Origin of the sequence: Corynebacterium sp. MSK122, assembly GCF_030229435.2 — a bacterium.
Classification (GTDB): Bacteria; Actinomycetota; Actinomycetes; order Mycobacteriales; family Mycobacteriaceae; genus Corynebacterium; species Corynebacterium marquesiae.
This window is the reverse complement of the sequence record NZ_JASPHV020000011.1, coordinates 14,561-31,154: the sequence shown is the minus strand read 5'-3', so window position 1 is coordinate 31,154 and position 16,594 is coordinate 14,561. Positions and strand designations below refer to the sequence as shown.

Here is a 16,594-nt window from a genome sequence, read left to right as displayed (position 1 = left end):
TAAAAATTTCTCTCGTTTCGAAAGGAACCGGACAAAAGTCACATTTAGCCATCGAAGCGGAACCATCGGACCGCAGCGAACGACGCCACCGCAAGCCACGCCAACAAGGATAGGAGCTCGAGGCCAGGGAAGACGGAATTAGAGGCGTCGGTAAGCGCGCCTGCTAGGGCGACGGTCGGCACCGCGTTGAGGATGCCATTATCGCCCAGTCCCTGGGAGTAGAGGGTCCATCCGACTACGCCGAGGAGCAGGAACCAGATGAGATTGGCCAGTGCGAGCACCACCTCAGAGCTGAGGGTGCCGCCGAGCAGCAGCCCCATGGCGGTAAAAGCCGCAACGCCAAAAAATAGCGAAAGCATCATGAGCAGCACCCCGCCCAGGCTGATACGGAGACCCAGGATATAGGCAGCTATGCCCAAAACGAGGATTTGGAATACCACCATGGTGAGCACGCCGAGGATCTTGCCGCCAATAATGGCCCATGCGGGCACACCGGACGCGCCGGTGCGTTTAAGGGCCCCGTAGCGCCGGTCAAAGGCAAGTGAAATGGCCTGACCTGTAAAGCCTGCGGAGGTGGCCGCTACTGCAAGCACCATGGGAAAAACCTCGTGCAAGCCATGTCCGGTGAGCGACTCTAGGTGGGCCGCGCCAATGAGCAGGGCCAGCGGTATGATGACGCTCAGCAATTGCTGTTCGCCGTGGCGCAGCATGAGTTTTGCTTCCATCTTTCCTTGCGCGAGCAACATGGCGCCGGCACTAGCCCGTTTGGGGGCCGGGGTAAAGGTTCCAGTGTTAAATGTAGTGCTCATGTGGTGGCTTCTTTCCGCAACGCAGTTGATTGAATTCGATCCTGGCGGAGGGCGCAGCTAGCTGCGCAAATGGCGCCCGGTAAGGTCAAGGAAGACCTCCTCTAAGTTGCGGTGGGCTGCGTCTAAGCGCCGCAGCAGGACTCCTTGGCGGGCAAGTTCGGCGCTCAGCGCGGCAATCGTCTCGGGTGTGCCGGCTTGGGTCAAGCGGTAATGCAGCGGCCGGGATTTGGTCGCTGGAATTCCAGCCTCAGCCAAAGCCTCCATATCAACATCGATATCGGTGCTGAAACTAAGCCCTGCCGAGTCCGACTGGGCGGTAAGTTCCGCGGGGGAGCCGTGGGCTACCAGCTCGCCATGATCCATGATTGCCACTCGGTCCGCTAGTGACTCCGCTTCATCCATGAGGTGGGTGGTAAGAACAATGGTGACGCCATCGCGCCTCAGGGCTCGAACAAGGTCCCAGACCGCCAAACGGGATTGTGCATCCATGCCAGCGGTGGGCTCATCGAGAAAAACTAGCTCGGGCCGACCGATGATTGCTAGGGCGAGGGAAAGTCGTTGCTGCTGCCCGCCGGAGAGTCTGCGATAGGGAGTCCGGGCTACTCCTTCCAGCCCGAGCGTTTCCAGTAGCCAGTGCGGGGAGAGGGGATGGGTGCTGTAGCTAGCGGAAAGTTCTAGCATTTCCAGAACACGGATGCCGGAGTAGGAACCGCCACCCTGCAACATTATCCCAACCTTTTCGCGCACCTTGTCCGGTGCGGAACTCGGGTCTAGCCCGAGGACGTCGATTGTGCCGCTGGTGGGGTGGATAAAACCCTCTGACATCTCGATCGTCGTGGACTTTCCGGCGCCATTGGGGCCAAGGAGGCAAAAGACCTCACCTGTGGCAACGCTAAGGCTTAGACCGTTAACGGCGGTGGTGGAGCCATATTTTTTCACCACGTTGTCCACGGTGAGGGCTGGGCGATCGGCTGAAATGGAATTCACGTGGGATTAGTTTAGGACACGGATTCCGCTGCGCCGCACTGCAACCCACCACAGGGCGGTGATGACGGCGAAAGTGCAGGCTGCCGACACGTAGATGACAATGATAGTGCTGGGCGGCAACCCGAGGCCGCGCGGCAGTACAAAAAAGCTCATAGCTGCCGAATAGGCCACGACGCAGAAACGGAATATAAGCCGGTTGGCCCATGCGGCCAAAGGCAGTACCGCCCACAGGATGTACCACGGATGGACGACGGGAAAGAAGATAACCAGCACTAAGGAGGCGGTGCCGAGTCCTCCCACAGGGTGAATGCGGCCGCGCAACGTTGCAAAGAGCATGCGGGTCATGAAAGCTACTGCCACCAGCACGCCAAAGGTACGGGTTACGGTGAGAATAGCTTCGGTGTGGTCACCTAGACCCAGCAGCATTCCGATGAATCCGGTGCCCACGCCTACGGCGGTGGAGGTAGAAAGCCACGAGCGGATGGAGGCCGCGCCGCCTTGTCCCGTGATCCACCCCAGGCCAATGCCGGTCAAGGCGCTAATGAGGGCAATGGTTGCAATTAAAATAACTAGCTGCAGGGCAACGGCGTAGGCCAAGGCCTTCCAGGGTGGTGCACCGTCCTTGTCTATCAGGTGGCGGGCATAGGCCATCCCTACAAAACCTAGTCCAATAAAGCCGGTTACCTTGACCATTCCGGCGCAGGACAGACAAAATCCAGAAGCTATTAGTGCTAGGTAGGCACCGCGCGTGGACTTTTCCAGCTTGTCGACGCCCCGCAGGCCCAGCTCCATACCCACTAGGAGCAGGCCCAACATGATGGACTCATTATGGATTCCGCCCACCAGATGCAAGATAGTGAGTGGGTTGAGAATGCCGAGCCATAGGGCAGATTCTGGAGATACCCGGCAGCGCCGCGCGAGACAGCTAATTGCCCACCCAGCAACCATTATGCCGGCGATGGATAAGAGCCGGTGGGCGATTACTCCCAAGAGGATGGAATTTGAGGTAACTGCGCTCACCACTCCAGCGAGCCCGAGCGCTACGGGGCCATAAGGGGAGGGGGAGTTAGCCCAGATAAACGGTACGGATCGGGCGAGCTCATCACCCGCGCCAAGCAATTGCACTGGTCCTGCAGAATACGGATCCATGCCCTGCATCACGATGGAACCGTTGGCCAAGTAGGAGTAGATGTCCTGGGTAAAGAGCGGGGCGGTAAATATCAGCGGGATGACCCAGCCGGCCCACGTGCGCCACAGCTGGTGTGTGGTGACGAGCCGGCGGGCGCGCGTTGGGGTGAGGGCACCTTCCTGGGGTTGGCGCAGCGGAGTGCCTACAAAAGGGGCCAGGAAAACCCAGGCGGCGACCAACAGGCCCACTCCCACCATGACTATGGCAGAAGAAGTCTGCAGCATGCGGGACATGAGGGAGCCAAAAGGCACGTTGTCATAAGGGTTTCCCACTACTGGGAGAGCGCCGGCTCCCAACGCGCCGAAGGCGATAAGCAGAGAACCCACTGTGCCCACCCAGCGCAGGATAAAAAACGTCCGCCATTGTGCGGTGGTGGTGCGCTTTAGGCCATCCGCATTGGCAGGGACAAAATCAAAACGCGAATCAGGTTCCGCGGCTCCGGTGTCCTCGGCGTGTAGTCGCGCAGACCGAGAACCAGCGGTGCCCAGCTGCGGCAGCTCGGCCTTGACGCCGGAAAGAAAGCCGCGGAATTTGCCTGTCATGGGATAAGACCTTACGCGAATCCTCCGCCCCAACCCCAGCAGGCCCGCCCTTTTAGCGCGCGCAGCACCGCCGGTTGTGGCGATGAGAAAAGCTAGCCACCCCCGTGCCACGCCGAAGAATGGCCAATGGTGGCATTCCGGAATGAATTAAGGAACACTAGTGTTGTCTAATAAAGGAGGCACAGTTGGACTGCGGTGCGACTCGCGGAATTACGGGAGTCGGTTGCAGGGCGGCTGTAAGTGAGCGAAGCACGAAGGGAGGTCCCGGCATGAGCACACCTCAGCGCGTAGAAACTACGCACAAGGCGGCTAAGGAATCCCGCACTACGGACGGCGATACCCGCCGGCAAGTGATGCTGTTGCTGCTGAAGGACGGGCCCGTTACCGCTTCCCACTTGGGTGAACGCCTTGGCCTTTCTGCTGCCGGAATCCGCCGGCACTTAGACAATTTGGTGGAAGAGGAACTGACGGAGGTTGTGCGCCGCCGCCCAGTTACCCGCAATTCAGCGGGTAGCGGCTCTGGTCGCGGGCGACCAGCCAAACACTTCCGCCTCACTGATCGTGGCCGGGCGCAATTCGGCCACGCCTACGATGATTTGGCCTCTGATGCCTTGACGGCGCTACGCGCCGTTGGCGGGTCTGAGGCTGTTAAGCACTTTGCCAAGGTCCGCTTCGAGCGACTCGTTGCAGACGTGCGTCCCTTGATAGAAGAGGGCGAATCTGTAGAGGACGTGGCCCGTAAGCTGGCTGAGGTCTTGGATGGGCACGGGTATGCCGCCACGGTGGACCGCGCTGGTCAGGGAGTGCAAATCTGTCAGCATCATTGTCCGGTCTCCCATGTGGCGGCCGAGCATCCGGAGCTGTGTGAGGCGGAACAAGAAGTCTTTTCTGCTCTATTAGGCAAACACGTACAGCCTTTGGCCTCCATTGCTGGCGGTCACGGGATCTGTACCACGAACATCCCCTTGACACCCGTTAATACAAATACTGAAAGGAGCGAGTCATGACCCAGGCACAATCGGCACCCGAGAACAAGATGACCGATGATGAAATTATTGATTCCATTGGTGCATATGAGTACGGCTGGCACGACTCGGACGCGGCTGGTGCTTCTGCTCGCCGCGGCTTGAACGAAGATGTAGTACGCGATATTTCCGCCAAGAAGGGCGAGCCGGAATGGATGCTTAACCAGCGCCTGAAGGCACTCAACATCTTTGATAAGAAGCCCGTTCCCACCTGGGGTGCGGATTTGTCTGGCATCGACTTCGACCAGATTAAGTACTACGTGAAGTCCACTGAGGAGCAGGCCCAGACCTGGGAAGACCTCCCGGACGACATCAAGGCCACCTACGATAAGTTGGGCATTCCAGAGGCTGAGAAGCAGCGCCTCGTTGCCGGTGTGGCAGCCCAGTACGAGTCCGAGGTTGTCTACCACCAGATCCGTGAGGACCTGGAAAGCCAGGGCGTTATCTTCGTCGATACTGATACCGCACTGCGTGACTACCCTGAGCTTTTCAAGGAGTACTTCGGCACCGTTATCCCGGCCGGTGACAATAAGTTTTCCGCGCTGAACTCCGCTGTGTGGTCCGGTGGCTCCTTTATCTACGTGCCCAAGGGCGTGCACGTAGATATTCCACTGCAGGCTTATTTCCGCATCAACACGGAAAATATGGGCCAGTTCGAGCGCACCCTCATCATCGTCGACGAGGACGCTTATGTTCACTACGTCGAGGGCTGTACCGCTCCTATCTACAAGTCTGATTCCCTGCACTCCGCAGTAGTGGAGATCATCGTGAAGAAGGGCGGCCGCTGCCGCTACACCACCATTCAGAACTGGTCCAGCAACGTCTACAACTTGGTGACCAAGCGCACCAAGGTAGAAGAAGGCGGTACCATGGAATGGGTCGACGGCAACATTGGCTCCAAGGTCACCATGAAGTACCCGGCCGTATGGATGACCGGTCCTTACGCCAAGGGTGAGGTTCTCTCCGTTGCCTTTGCTGGTGAGAACCAGTTCCAGGACACGGGCGCCAAGATGACTCACATGGCTCCGCACACCTCTTCCAATATCGTGTCTAAGTCGGTTGCCCGTGCCGGCGGTCGCGCCGCTTACCGCGGCTTGGTGCAGGTTAATCAGAACGCGCACCATTCCACCTCTAACGTCGAGTGCGACGCGTTGCTGGTGGACAATATCTCGCGTTCGGATACGTACCCGTATAACGACATCCGCAATGATCACGTCACGCTGGGCCATGAGGCAACCGTTTCCCAGGTTTCTGAGGAGCAGCTGTTCTACCTGATGTCCCGCGGTATCGCGGAAGAAGAAGCAATGGCGATGATCGTGCGTGGCTTCGTTGAGCCGATTGCTAAGGAGCTGCCGATGGAGTACGCCCTCGAGCTCAACCGCCTCATCGAACTGCAAATGGAAGGATCGGTCGGCTAAAGAAAATGGTCGCTTCGAACGAATTCAATCCGGATAAGATTACCAAGGGTGATGTCTTTACCTCCACCAACGTGGAGGACTTCCCGGTGCCGCACGGCCGCGATGAGGTGTGGCGCTTTGTCTCCCTGCGCAAGCTCCGTGGACTGCACAATGGCGAGTTCGCTGAGGCAGTGGCACAGGACGTCACCGTGAGCGAACATCCCGGCGTAAGCTCCGAGACCGTCGCACGCGATGACGAGCGCTTGGGCCGCGTTGGTACCCCGTCTGACCGCGTTGCGGCACAGGCGTGGACTTCTATGCCTGAAGGCCAGGTTGTCACCATTGACGCCGAGGCTCAGGTGGAAGAGCCCGTGGTCATTACCTATACCGGCAAGGGCGAGGGCGTAACTTCCTTTGGCGCCACCTCCATCGAGGTAGGCCACCATGCGGAAGCCACCGTTATCTTGAAGTACGTCGGTTCTGGCACCCACGCGGATAACGTCGAGTTTATCGTGGGCGATGGCGCTCACCTGACCGTCGTTGTTGACGTTGATTGGGAAGACGATGCCGTACACCTGTCTAACCACGTGGCACAGCTCGGCCGCGACTCTGTGCTGCGCCACAACTCCGCCATCTTTGGCGGCGAGGTGGTACGCATCGTGCCTCGCGTGAACTTCACCGAGCAAGGCGGCGACGCAGAGCTGCTGGGCGTCTACTTCGCTGACGAAGGCCAGTACTTTGAAAACCGGATGCTGGTGGATCACTCCGTCCCTAATTGCCGCTCCCACGTCCTTTACAAGGGCGCACTGCAGGGCACCAAGGACAATGAGGCCCGCACCTGCTGGGTGGGCGATGTCCTTATCCGCTCCAATGCACAGGGCACCGATACCTACGAGACCAACAACAACCTGATTCTGACCGAGGGCGCTCGCGCGGACGCAATCCCTAACTTGGAGATTGAGACCGGTGAAATTACCGGTGCAGGCCACGCGGCCACCGTTGGTCGCTTCGATGACATCGAGTTGTTCTACCTGATGTCTCGCGGCATTCCAGAGGCTGAAGCCCGCCGCCTCATCATCCGTGGCTTCTTCAATGAGGTCATCCACCGTATTCCGGTGCAGTCCCTGTCCGAGGAATTGGAAAACCGTATTTCCGAAGAACTGGAAAAGATCTCCGCCTAAATCTTTCATAGAAGGAAAACCACACACATTATGTCTACTCTGGAAATTAAAAACCTCCACGCCCAGGTGCTGCCGACGGAAGAAGGCGGCGAGCCGAAGGAAATCCTCAAGGGCGTTAACCTGACTATCAACTCCGGCGAGATCCATGCGATCATGGGTCCGAACGGTTCCGGCAAGTCCACCTTGTCTTACACCATCGCCGGCCACCCAAAGTATGAGGTTACCGAGGGCGAGGTGCTTCTCGACGGCGAAAATCTGCTGGAGATGCCCGTCGACGAGCGCGCTCGCGCCGGCCTCTTCTTGGCGATGCAGTACCCAACTGAGGTACCAGGCGTAAAGGTCTCTCAGTTCATGCGCTCTGCAGTCACCTCCATTCGCGGTGAAGCACCGAAGCTGCGTGAATGGAACAAGGAGCTTACCCAGGCCCGCGAGAATTTGAAGATTGATAAGTCCTTCATCTCCCGCTCCGTCAACGAAGGCTTCTCCGGCGGTGAGAAGAAGCGCCACGAAGTCATGCAGCTGGATATCCTGAAGCCGAAGTTCGCAGTTATGGACGAGACCGACTCCGGCCTAGACGTCGACGCTCTGCGCATCGTGTCTGAGGGCATCAATAGCTACCAGAAGGAAACCAATGGTGGCATCTTGATGATTACCCACTACAAGCGCATCCTGAACTACGTTAAGCCGGACTTTGTGCACGTCTTTGCAGACGGTCAAGTCATCAAGACCGGTGGCGCTGAATTGGCAGATCAGCTCGAGTCTGACGGCTACGACCAGTTCCTGAAGTAAGGACCGACCACGGGCCGGTCAACCGCGACTATCTAAAGAAGATTCATGACTGGATTTGATGTAAACGCAATTAGGGAACAGTTCCCGATTCTCCAGCGCACGGTGCGTGGTGATAAGCCACTGGTGTACCTGGATTCGGGCGCTACTTCCCAGCGCCCGCTGCCGGTATGGAAGGCGGAGGAGGAGTTTGTGCTGCACACGAACGCTCCTGTCCACCGCGGTTCCTATCAACTGGCAGAAGAGGCCGATGATGCCTACGAGTCCGCGCGACAAGCTATCGCCGCATTCGTGGGTGCGGACCGCGACGAAATCGCCTTTACCAAGAACGCCACCGAGGCCCTGAACGAAGTTGCCTATGTGCTGAGCGACGAGCGTGCGGGAGACCTCTACGTGGGCGAGGGCGACACCGTCGTGATCACCGAATTGGAGCACCACGCCAACTTGGTGCCGTGGCAGGAGCTCTGCGCTCGCACTGGCGCTACGTTGAAGTGGTATTCCATGACCGAAGACGGCCGTATCGATCTTGATTCGCTCGAGCTCGATGATTCCGTCAAGGTAGTTGCGTTTACTCACCAATCCAATGTCACGGGTGCCGTGGCGGACGTGGATGAACTGGTGCGCCGCGCCCGCGCGGTGGACGCCATGGTCGTCCTCGACGCCTGCCAGTCGGTGCCACACATGGCGGTGGATTTCCACGCCTTGGACGTGGATTTCGCGGCCTTTTCCGGCCATAAGATGTGCGGCCCCAGCGGCGTGGGTGTGCTGTACGGCAAGGATGAGCTGCTCAAGAAGCTGCCACCCTTCCTGACCGGTGGCTCCATGATTGAGATCGTCAAGATGGAAGAGACCACCTTTGCCGAGCCCCCGACGCGCTTTGAAGCGGGCACGCAGATGACCAGCCAGGTGGTTGGCCTTGGCGCAGCGGTGAAGTTCTTGGAAGAAGTGGGCATGGACAATATCCACGCCCACGAAAAGAAGCTCACCGAGCGTGCATTGCGCCAGCTCAAGGAAATCCCTGGTCTGCGCATCATCGGTCCAGAGACCACCGAAAATCGCGGTGGCGCCATTTCCTTCACTGTGGAAGGCGTTCACCCGCACGACTTAGGCCAGGTCCTCGATGACCACGGTGTGTCCATTCGCGTTGGCCACCACTGTGCGTGGCCACTGCACCGTGCCTGCGGCGCACAGTCCACCGCCCGCGCTAGCTTCTACCTTTATAACACCGAGGAAGAAGTAGATAAGCTGGTGGACGCAATCAAGGCTGCCCGCGAATTCTTTGGAGTTGCCTCATGAACCTAGATTCCATGTACCAGGACGTCATCCTGGATCACTATAAGAACCCCCAACACGCCGGCTTGAGGGAGCCGTATCAGGCCGAGGTTCACCACGTGAACCCGTCCTGCGGCGATGAGCTCACCCTGCGCGTGCGGCTTTCCGACGACGGCAAGACCGTAGAGGACGTCTCCTATGACGCGGAAGGCTGCTCCATTTCGCAGGCTTCCACCTCGGTTATGGCTGAAGAGATCGTGGGGCTGCCGCTTGCGGAAGCCAATGAGAAGCTGGCCGAGTTCGAAAAGATGATTACCTCTCGTGGCCAAGAAGAGGGCGATGAAGACCTCATCGGTGACGGCGTCGCCTTTGCCGGTGTGTCCCAGTACCCAGCGCGCGTAAAGTGTGCGCTCCTCGGATGGAAGGCCTTCCAGGCTGCATCCGCCGATGCACTAACTGAAGTGGAGAACTAGATGACCGAACCCGTAGATCCTTATCAGAACGAGAACTCTTCATTCTCCGGCAGCGGCGAGCGCCCGGAGCAGACTGAAGAGCAGATTTCTAAGGCCTTTGATGTCACCGAATTCATGCGTGATGTCATTGACCCCGAGCTCGGCATTAACGTCGTTGACCTGGGTCTCGTCTATGACCTTTGGTTCGAAGAGGACAATGGCAAGGAGATCGTCATGATCAATATGACGCTGACCTCGCCGGCGTGCCCGCTGACCGATGTCATTGCAGAGCAGGTCGAGGACATCGTCAAGGCCAATAAGCTGGCCGATGCCGTCCGCATCAACTGGGTATGGATGCCGCCATGGGGCCCGCAGATGATTACTGAGGAGGGCCGCGAGCAGCTTCAGGCCCTCGGCTTCGCGGTCTAAAATCGCGTATTAATCACACGCCCCCAGCAGCGCATTTCTCGGATTAGGGAAGTGGCTGTTGGGGGCGTTAGTGCGTCTTAGCGTTGGCCGTGTCAATTGCTAGACTATTTCTTCGTGATTGTAACCAATGATTTCGAAGTCAGGGTAGGAGCGCGCACGCTTCTCGACGCCCCCGGGCAGCACCTCCGCGTGCAGCCCGGCGACCGCATCGGCCTCATCGGCCGCAACGGCGCGGGCAAGACGACGACCATGCGCATTTTGGCAGGGGAGACGGAGCCTTATGGCGGCTCTGTGACCCGCTCGGGCCCCATTGGTTATTTGCCCCAGGATTCCCGCGAGGGAAATATCGAGCAAACGGCGCGCGAGCGCGTTCTTTCCGCACGCGGCTTGGATGATCTCAAGCGCCGAATGGCCAAGCAACAAGAGCTCATGGAATCGGCCACGGACGAAAAGTTCCGGGATAAGGCCATCCGTAAGTATTCCCGCTTAGAGGAGCAGTTCGAGTCGCTCGGCGGCTATGAGGCTGATTCCGAGTGTGCGCAGATTTGCGATAATTTGGGCTTGCCGCAGCGTGTTTTAGATCAGAAGCTTAAGACTCTTTCGGGCGGCCAGCGCCGCCGCGTGGAGCTGGCACAGATCCTTTTTGCCGCTACTGAAGGCTCCGGCAAGTCCCAGACCACTCTGCTCTTGGATGAGCCGACTAACCATCTGGATGCGGACTCCATTACGTGGTTGCGCCAATTCCTGTCCAAGCACGAGGGCGGGCTCATTATGATTTCCCACGACGTCGAACTGCTTGAGGCCGTGTGCAATAAAGTATGGTTCCTCGATGCGGTCCGCGGCGAGGCCGATGTGTACAACATGGGCTATAAGAAGTACCTTGATGCGCGTGCTACCGATGAAGCGCGGCGTCGCCGAGAGCGCGCCAATGCGGAGAAGAAGGCGTCTGCACTGCAAAAGCAGGCGGCCAAACTCGGTGCCAAGGCAACCAAGGCCGCCGCGGCAAAGCAGATGCTCCACCGTGCTGAACACATGATGAGCGAGCTCGATGAGGTTCGCGTGGCCGATAAGGTGGCCAATATCAAGTTCCCCGAGCCGGCGCCGTGCGGCAAGACGCCAATGAATGCCAAGGGCCTGACCAAGATGTACGGCTCGCTAGAGGTTTTCGTGGGCGTAGACCTCGCTATCGACAAAGGCTCTAGGGTGGTCGTTCTCGGCTACAACGGTGCAGGTAAGACCACCCTGTTGAAATTGCTGGCCGGTGTGGAGCGCACCGATGGTGAAGGTGGCATCGTCAGCGGCCACGGCCTGCGTATCGGCTACTTCGCGCAGGAACATGACACCATCGACCCAGATAAGTCCGTGTGGCAAAACACCATCGATGCCTGTCCTGACGCGGATCAGCAGGAGTTGCGCAGCCTGCTTGGCGCCTTTATGTTTTCCGGCGAGAAGTTGGAGCAACCTGCGGGCACCCTCTCCGGCGGCGAGAAGACGCGCCTTGCACTGGCCGCCTTGGTCTCCAGCCGCGCGAATGTCCTGTTGCTAGACGAGCCGACCAATAACTTGGACCCAATTTCGCGCGAGCAGGTGCTTGATGCACTGAAAACGTATACAGGCGCTGTGGTGCTGGTGACGCACGATCCGGGTGCGGTTAAGGCACTGGATCCGGAACGCGTGATCATCATGCCCGACGGTGATGAGGACCTGTGGTCCGATGACTATATGGAGATCGTGGAGCTAGCTTAGGGATTTATGAAGACACTGCTGGAGAGGATGCCCGCCTGGCGGGAGAAGTTTTGGCTCATCCCCGCCGTGGCGGTGGCCATAGCCGCGATCGGCGCGGAATTGCTCATTGCGGTTGGTAGCAATTTTGATGTGTCGGCCACGCCCTTTTATGACGGCAGCGCCGATAGCGCGCAAGGGATTTTAAGCGCGGTAGCAACCTCGTCACTCTCCTTGGCCGGCACCGTCTTTTTCATCACGCTGACCGCGCTATCCGGTGTCGTCACGGTGATGGGCCCGCGCCTACTACACGAGTTTTTAAAGGATCGCTCCATTCAATCCACGTTGGCGATCTACCTGGCAACCTTTATTTTTGCGCTCCTATCCTTGCGCGCGGTCCGTACCGGCGGCGGTGGGGAAGAAGAATATGTTCCTTCCCTCAATGTAGCCGTCACGGTCCTGCTGGCCATCGGCTGCGTTGTCTTCCTTATCTACTTCATCGTGCACATTGCGCAATCGATTAGCATGTCCCACGTGGTGCACGTCGTTGCCCAAGACGTAGAAAGCCACATGCGCCGGCTCATCCGCCGCGGTGAGGAGGAAGAGAAAGTAAAAGCGCCGGGGCCAGAGTTCTACACGAACGCGCAAGAGCGCCGCAGTAGTGGGACTGGCTATCTCAAATTCGTGGACTATGACGCCATTGCTCAGGCTGCGGCGCGGGAGAATTGCGCGGTGCATCTGGGCGTGGCACCGGGAGATCTAGTGCTGGAAGGCGAGGTCATTGCCCACGGCGTGCCGCGTTTGCCGGAAGATATGGAGCGTCACATCGTACTCACCCAGCACCGCGAAAACGCCTCTGCCCACGACCCTCGGTTTACCGCCCGGCACCTTGCAGAAATTGCTGCCCGCGCTTTGAGCACCGGCGTTAATGATCCATTTACTGTGATTGATATCATTGACCGCTTTACCCAGATCCTCACCGTGATTGGGGATAAGCGGCTTCCGCAGGGCATTGTGCATGTGGGCGGCGAGTTTCGGCTGGATTATCAGACCTTCAGCTATGCCGAAATCGTCGAGGCGATGTTTACTCAGATTCGGCGCGACGCAGCCGATAATGCGGAGATTTACCTCAGCATGCTGGATAACCTCGCTAAGGTGGTTGCCCTTCTTCGCACAGCGGAACGCCGGCGCGTGCTTGACGACACCGCACGGGCCATCTACTCCGATGCCCGCCGCCAGGTAGGCGGCGAGGTGGAGCTGCAACAGTTAGAGGATTCCTACCAGCACTTCCAGGCCAACCTAGCTGCGTGGGCGGAATCCGATAAGCCGGGTGAAGAGCACGCCGCGGAGTAGCCCGCGGCGCGGTTGTCGCTGGCGCTAGTTGCGGAATCCATGCACCGGCGCGGGGATGAAACCGCCGCGGTTAATGAACTGCGCATTTCCCACTTGATTGACCGGGATGACAGGGGCGTAGCCAAGAAGCCCACCGAAGCTGACCTCGTCGCCTACCTGGGCACCAGGTACCGGAATGACGCGTACTGCGGTGGTTTTATGGTTCATCACGCCAATGGCGGCCTCATCAGCGATCATGCCCGAGATCGTCGCGGCAGAGGTATCGCCCGGCAGGGCAATCATGTCGAAGCCAACCGAGCAAATGGCGGTCATGGCCTCCAGCTTGTCCATGGAAATGGAGCCGGACTTGACCGCATCGATCATGCCTTTGTCCTCGGAAACGGGGATGAAGGAACCAGACAATCCGCCCACGCGGGAACAAGCCATCATGCCACCCTTCTTAACGGCGTCGTTAAGCAGAGCCAAGGCTGCTGTGGTGCCGTGGGTGCCCACCTGGTCTAGGCCCATGTGCTCCAAGATGTGCGCAACCGAATCGCCCAATTCGGCGGTGGGGGCAAGAGAAAGGTCGATGATGCCGAAAGGAACGCCCAGGCGCTCCGAGGCCATGGTGCCTACTAGCTGCCCGGCGCGAGTGATCTTGAAAGCAGCCTTCTTCACCTCTTCTGCAACCTGGTCTAAGCTGGCCCCCTCGAGCGAACCCAGGGCACGGTCGACCACACCCGGGCCAGAAACGCCCACGGAGACCACACAATCGGGTTCCTCAATGCCGTGGAAGGCGCCGGCCATAAAGGGATTATCTCCCACGGAGTTAGCAAAGACCACGAGCTTGGCGCACGCAATGGCGGAATCATCCTTAGTTAGCTCGGCCGCTTCCTTGATGACCTCGCCCATCTTCTTGGCTGCATCCATGTTGATGCCAGCGCGAGAGCTGGCGATGTTTACGGAGGAACACACGACGTCCGTAGTAGCCAGCGCCTCCGGAATGGAGCTGATGAGTTTCTGTTCCGCGGTAGTAGCCCCCTTTTCTACCAAGGCGGAATAGCCGCCCACGAAGTTGACGCCAACCTCTTTTGCTGCCTTGTCCAGCGCCTTTGCCGCATCAACGGGGTTTCCCTCTACGCCGGCCACCACCAACGAGATGGGGGTTACGGAGATGCGTTTATTGACGATGGGGATACCGAGCTCGCCCTCGATGCCTTCGCAAACCTCGACGAGGCGCCCTGCCTGCTGGGTGACCCGGTCATAGATGGCCTGGCAGGTAGCCTCCATGGTGGAGCGAGTGCATCCGAGGAGGGAGATGCCCATGGTCACGGTGCGGATATCGAGACGATAGTTCTCAATCATCTCGATGGTGTCCAAGATATTGGTGGTATTAAATCGCGTACTCATATTAAATTTCGTTCATGGCGGTGAAAAGGTCTTCGGACTGAATGCGGATGGACTGATGCTTTTCCTCCGCCACGGGGCGCATGCGCTCCTTGATGGTCTGGATCGTGACTTTGTCCGCATCGAATTCGACGCGCAGGATCATGGTGAAGTATCCGCCCATAAGGGTCTGGGAGACGTCGATGACGTTGATATCGAGTTCTGCAAGGGTAGTGGTCACCGCGGCGATGATGCCGGTGCTATCGGCACCGGTGACGGTCATAATGGCATACATGCATGCAATTCTATCTTCTTGCCGGGCCCGCCGCGATGGTTTGTGCGTGTCAGATAGGGGAGGGCGTCTGCACGCCGGCTGCGCCGTTGTTACGGTGGGGAGGTATGACTAATAAGAAGAAGATTCTGTACATCGGTGGACACGGCAAGGTCGGACAGCTCACTGCCCCTAAGCTGGTTGATGCCGGCCACGACGTCCACTCCCTCATCCGCAACCCAGAGCAGAAGGCCGAGATTGAAAAGCTCGGCGCGACCCCGGTTATGGCGGATATTACTGAACAAACCGTGGGGCAGTGGGCAGAGCTTTTCGCCGCTTATGACGCTGTAGTCTGGGGCGCCGGCAATGGCGGCCGAGGTGGGGCAGACCTCACCTGGGCCGTCGACCGCGATGGCGCCCTCGCTACCCTCGACGCGATGGACAAGTTGCAGCAGGAGGGCAAGAAAGTGCCTGCCTATGTGATGATCTCTTACGTCGGCTCCCAGGTAGCAACCACGGATCCTGCCGATGAGAAGTGGTATGCCTATGTGGAGTCTAAGAAGGAAGTAGACAACCGCCTTGTACAGGCCAGCTACCCGCACCTCATCCTCAAACCAGCGATGCTGACCGAGGAACCAGCCAAGGGCATTGAGCAGATTGAGGATAAGATGCTGAAGGAGTCTTTGACTTCTTCCCGCGAGCTGGTTGCGGACGTCATCGTCGAGGCCCTTGGCCGCGAAAACCTGCCGGAATCCCCGCTTGCCTTCGTTGATGGCGACAATCCCGTAAGCTCCATCAAATAAGGCGCTAGACTGGCTGGCATTATGACTGTTAAGCCACCAGCTGTACTTATTGATTGCGATCCTGGCATCGATGATTGCCTCGCCCTCATGTACTTGGCGGGCCTGCATCATGCCGGTGAGATCGAGCTGGTGGGCGTTACCACCACGGCCGGCAACGTCGAGGTCCACCAGACCGCGGCTAATGCCCGCTGGATTATGGACCTTTGCTCGCTTGCCGACGTCCCCGTAGCCCCCGGCGTACCCCAACCCCTCAAGGTGGATCTCACCACCACCCCTGAGACTCATGGCCCGACAGGGCTGGGCTACGCACATGCCCCCGCTGCCGCCGCCAGGCTGCCACAGCACGATTGGCAGCAGGTATGGGAAGAGGCATTAGCCACCCACGACGATCTGCAGCTGATCGTTACTGGACCGGTCACCAACCTTGCTGCTTTCGAGGCAACCCATCGCGAGGCTGTCGCGCGCTTCGGTGCCATCACAATCATGGGCGGCGCGGTCAATTACCGCGGAAACACCACGCCAACTGCCGAGTGGAACTTTTGGGTGGATCCAAACGCTGCATCCCAACATTTTCATTCAACTGCCCCGCGCGTTCTCACCACGCTGTGTTCCCTCGAAGTAACGGAACAGTTTCTCATCACCCCGCAGCGCCTAGACGCGGCCTTGGAATTGTTAGGGGAGCACCCCACAGCGCAAATCCTGCCGGACGTGCTGCGATTTTATTTTGAATTCCACCAGGCACAAGGGGAGGGATATCAAGCTCAAATCCACGACCTCTTGACCTGCATGATTGCACTCGGACGCGTCCCTTATGAAACGACAAAAACGACCGTGGACGTCGAGGCGGAATCGCCACTGCTGCGTGGCACGAGCGTTGCGGATTTGCGCAACCATTGGGGCCGCGCCCACAACGCGCGGCTGGTAACAAGCGCAGACATGGAGGCCGCACACCACGAATGCGCGCGGGGATTGACGCTATTGGCTTCGCATTAGTGGCTTTTAACACGCAGA

Annotated in this window: 16 protein-coding genes; 11 read left to right on the top strand and 5 right to left on the bottom strand. The window is 58.7% G+C overall.

The window, feature by feature from the left end; translation table 11 throughout:
* Positions 1-44: 44 nt before the first annotated feature.
* The 3 genes from QP934_RS06290 to mptB are packed head-to-tail and all read right to left on the bottom strand — an operon-like array spanning position 45 to position 3,527.
* Complete coding sequence (locus QP934_RS06290) at positions 45-809, bottom strand: ABC transporter permease (protein WP_259886744.1); 765 nt, start codon at positions 807-809, stop codon at positions 45-47.
* A 57-nt stretch (positions 810-866) separates the two neighbouring features.
* On the bottom strand, positions 867-1,796 hold the full coding sequence (locus QP934_RS06285) for an ABC transporter ATP-binding protein (RefSeq protein WP_337887496.1): 930 nt from the start codon (positions 1,794-1,796) through the stop codon (positions 867-869).
* Between the two features lie 6 nt (positions 1,797-1,802).
* Positions 1,803-3,527, bottom strand: coding sequence for a polyprenol phosphomannose-dependent alpha 1,6 mannosyltransferase MptB (mptB, locus tag QP934_RS06280; protein WP_337887497.1), 1,725 nt, complete (start codon positions 3,525-3,527; stop codon positions 1,803-1,805).
* Positions 3,528-3,796: 269 nt separating this feature from the next.
* On the opposite strand from mptB, the gene QP934_RS06275 reads away from it, so the two are divergent.
* From QP934_RS06275 to QP934_RS06235, 9 genes are all read left to right on the top strand, one after another.
* Positions 3,797-4,534, top strand: coding sequence for a helix-turn-helix transcriptional regulator (locus QP934_RS06275; RefSeq protein ID WP_198493087.1), 738 nt, complete (start codon positions 3,797-3,799; stop codon positions 4,532-4,534).
* Positions 4,531-5,970, top strand: a complete 1,440-nt coding sequence (gene sufB / locus QP934_RS06270) for a Fe-S cluster assembly protein SufB (protein WP_005324837.1) — start codon at positions 4,531-4,533, stop codon at positions 5,968-5,970. Before QP934_RS06275 ends, sufB begins: the two co-directional genes overlap by 4 nt.
* A 5-nt stretch (positions 5,971-5,975) precedes the next feature.
* Positions 5,976-7,130, top strand: coding sequence for a Fe-S cluster assembly protein SufD (gene sufD, locus QP934_RS06265; protein WP_005328395.1), 1,155 nt, complete (start codon positions 5,976-5,978; stop codon positions 7,128-7,130).
* A 30-nt stretch (positions 7,131-7,160) separates the two neighbouring features.
* The gene (gene sufC, locus QP934_RS06260) at positions 7,161-7,919 is read left to right on the top strand and encodes a Fe-S cluster assembly ATPase SufC (protein ID WP_198493085.1); all 759 of its coding nucleotides are present in this window, start codon (positions 7,161-7,163) and stop codon (positions 7,917-7,919) included.
* A gap of 45 nt (positions 7,920-7,964) precedes the next feature.
* On the top strand, positions 7,965-9,212 hold the full coding sequence (locus QP934_RS06255; protein ID WP_204609000.1) for a cysteine desulfurase: 1,248 nt from the start codon (positions 7,965-7,967) through the stop codon (positions 9,210-9,212).
* Complete coding sequence (sufU, locus tag QP934_RS06250) at positions 9,209-9,661, top strand: Fe-S cluster assembly sulfur transfer protein SufU (RefSeq protein ID WP_005324831.1); 453 nt, start codon at positions 9,209-9,211, stop codon at positions 9,659-9,661. Before QP934_RS06255 ends, sufU begins: the two co-directional genes overlap by 4 nt.
* Positions 9,662-10,069 (top strand): metal-sulfur cluster assembly factor, encoded by a 408-nt coding sequence (locus QP934_RS06245; RefSeq protein WP_005324830.1) that lies wholly within the window; start codon positions 9,662-9,664, stop codon positions 10,067-10,069.
* Positions 10,070-10,183: 114 nt separating this feature from the next.
* Positions 10,184-11,815 (top strand): ABC-F family ATP-binding cassette domain-containing protein, encoded by a 1,632-nt coding sequence (locus QP934_RS06240; protein WP_419127093.1) that lies wholly within the window; start codon positions 10,184-10,186, stop codon positions 11,813-11,815.
* Between the two features lie 6 nt (positions 11,816-11,821).
* A complete protein-coding gene (locus QP934_RS06235) occupies positions 11,822-13,144 on the top strand; it encodes a DUF2254 domain-containing protein (protein ID WP_419127092.1) in 1,323 nt (440 codons plus the stop codon).
* A 24-nt stretch (positions 13,145-13,168) separates the two neighbouring features.
* Here the strand turns inward: QP934_RS06235 and QP934_RS06230 are convergent, their stop codons facing one another.
* Together QP934_RS06230 and QP934_RS06225 are read right to left on the bottom strand one after the other, a co-directional pair.
* A complete protein-coding gene (locus tag QP934_RS06230) occupies positions 13,169-14,533 on the bottom strand; it encodes a PFL family protein (RefSeq protein WP_284766504.1) in 1,365 nt (454 codons plus the stop codon).
* A 1-nt stretch (position 14,534) separates the two neighbouring features.
* On the bottom strand, positions 14,535-14,804 hold the full coding sequence (locus QP934_RS06225) for an ACT domain-containing protein (RefSeq protein ID WP_198493077.1): 270 nt from the start codon (positions 14,802-14,804) through the stop codon (positions 14,535-14,537).
* 104 nt (positions 14,805-14,908) lie between these two features.
* Between QP934_RS06225 and QP934_RS06220 the strand changes: the two genes are divergently transcribed.
* On the top strand, positions 14,909-15,583 hold the full coding sequence (locus QP934_RS06220) for an NAD(P)H-binding protein (protein ID WP_419127091.1): 675 nt from the start codon (positions 14,909-14,911) through the stop codon (positions 15,581-15,583).
* Between the two features lie 21 nt (positions 15,584-15,604).
* A complete protein-coding gene (locus QP934_RS06215) occupies positions 15,605-16,576 on the top strand; it encodes a nucleoside hydrolase (RefSeq protein ID WP_419127090.1) in 972 nt (323 codons plus the stop codon).
* The last annotated feature ends 18 nt before the right edge of the window (positions 16,577-16,594 follow it).

Bases quoted from the DNA above. Each gene is read 5' to 3' on its own strand.
- QP934_RS06245 (WP_005324830.1), top strand. From the start codon at position 9,662: ATGACCGAACCCGTAGATCCTTATCAGAACGAGAACTCTTCATTCTCC.
- QP934_RS06235 (WP_419127092.1), top strand. From the start codon at position 11,822: ATGAAGACACTGCTGGAGAGGATGCCCGCCTGGCGGGAGAAGTTTTGG.
- QP934_RS06230 (WP_284766504.1), bottom strand. From the start codon at position 14,533: ATGAGTACGCGATTTAATACCACCAATATCTTGGACACCATCGAGATG.
- sufC (WP_198493085.1), top strand. From the start codon at position 7,161: ATGTCTACTCTGGAAATTAAAAACCTCCACGCCCAGGTGCTGCCGACG.
- sufU (WP_005324831.1), top strand. From the start codon at position 9,209: ATGAACCTAGATTCCATGTACCAGGACGTCATCCTGGATCACTATAAG.
- QP934_RS06220 (WP_419127091.1), top strand. From the start codon at position 14,909: ATGACTAATAAGAAGAAGATTCTGTACATCGGTGGACACGGCAAGGTC.
- QP934_RS06255 (WP_204609000.1), top strand. From the start codon at position 7,965: ATGACTGGATTTGATGTAAACGCAATTAGGGAACAGTTCCCGATTCTC.
- QP934_RS06215 (WP_419127090.1), top strand. From the start codon at position 15,605: ATGACTGTTAAGCCACCAGCTGTACTTATTGATTGCGATCCTGGCATC.
- sufB (WP_005324837.1), top strand. From the start codon at position 4,531: ATGACCCAGGCACAATCGGCACCCGAGAACAAGATGACCGATGATGAA.
- sufD (WP_005328395.1), top strand. From the start codon at position 5,976: ATGGTCGCTTCGAACGAATTCAATCCGGATAAGATTACCAAGGGTGAT.
- QP934_RS06225 (WP_198493077.1), bottom strand. From the start codon at position 14,804: ATGTATGCCATTATGACCGTCACCGGTGCCGATAGCACCGGCATCATC.
- QP934_RS06275 (WP_198493087.1), top strand. From the start codon at position 3,797: ATGAGCACACCTCAGCGCGTAGAAACTACGCACAAGGCGGCTAAGGAA.
- QP934_RS06290 (WP_259886744.1), bottom strand. From the start codon at position 809: ATGAGCACTACATTTAACACTGGAACCTTTACCCCGGCCCCCAAACGG.
- mptB (WP_337887497.1), bottom strand. From the start codon at position 3,527: ATGACAGGCAAATTCCGCGGCTTTCTTTCCGGCGTCAAGGCCGAGCTG.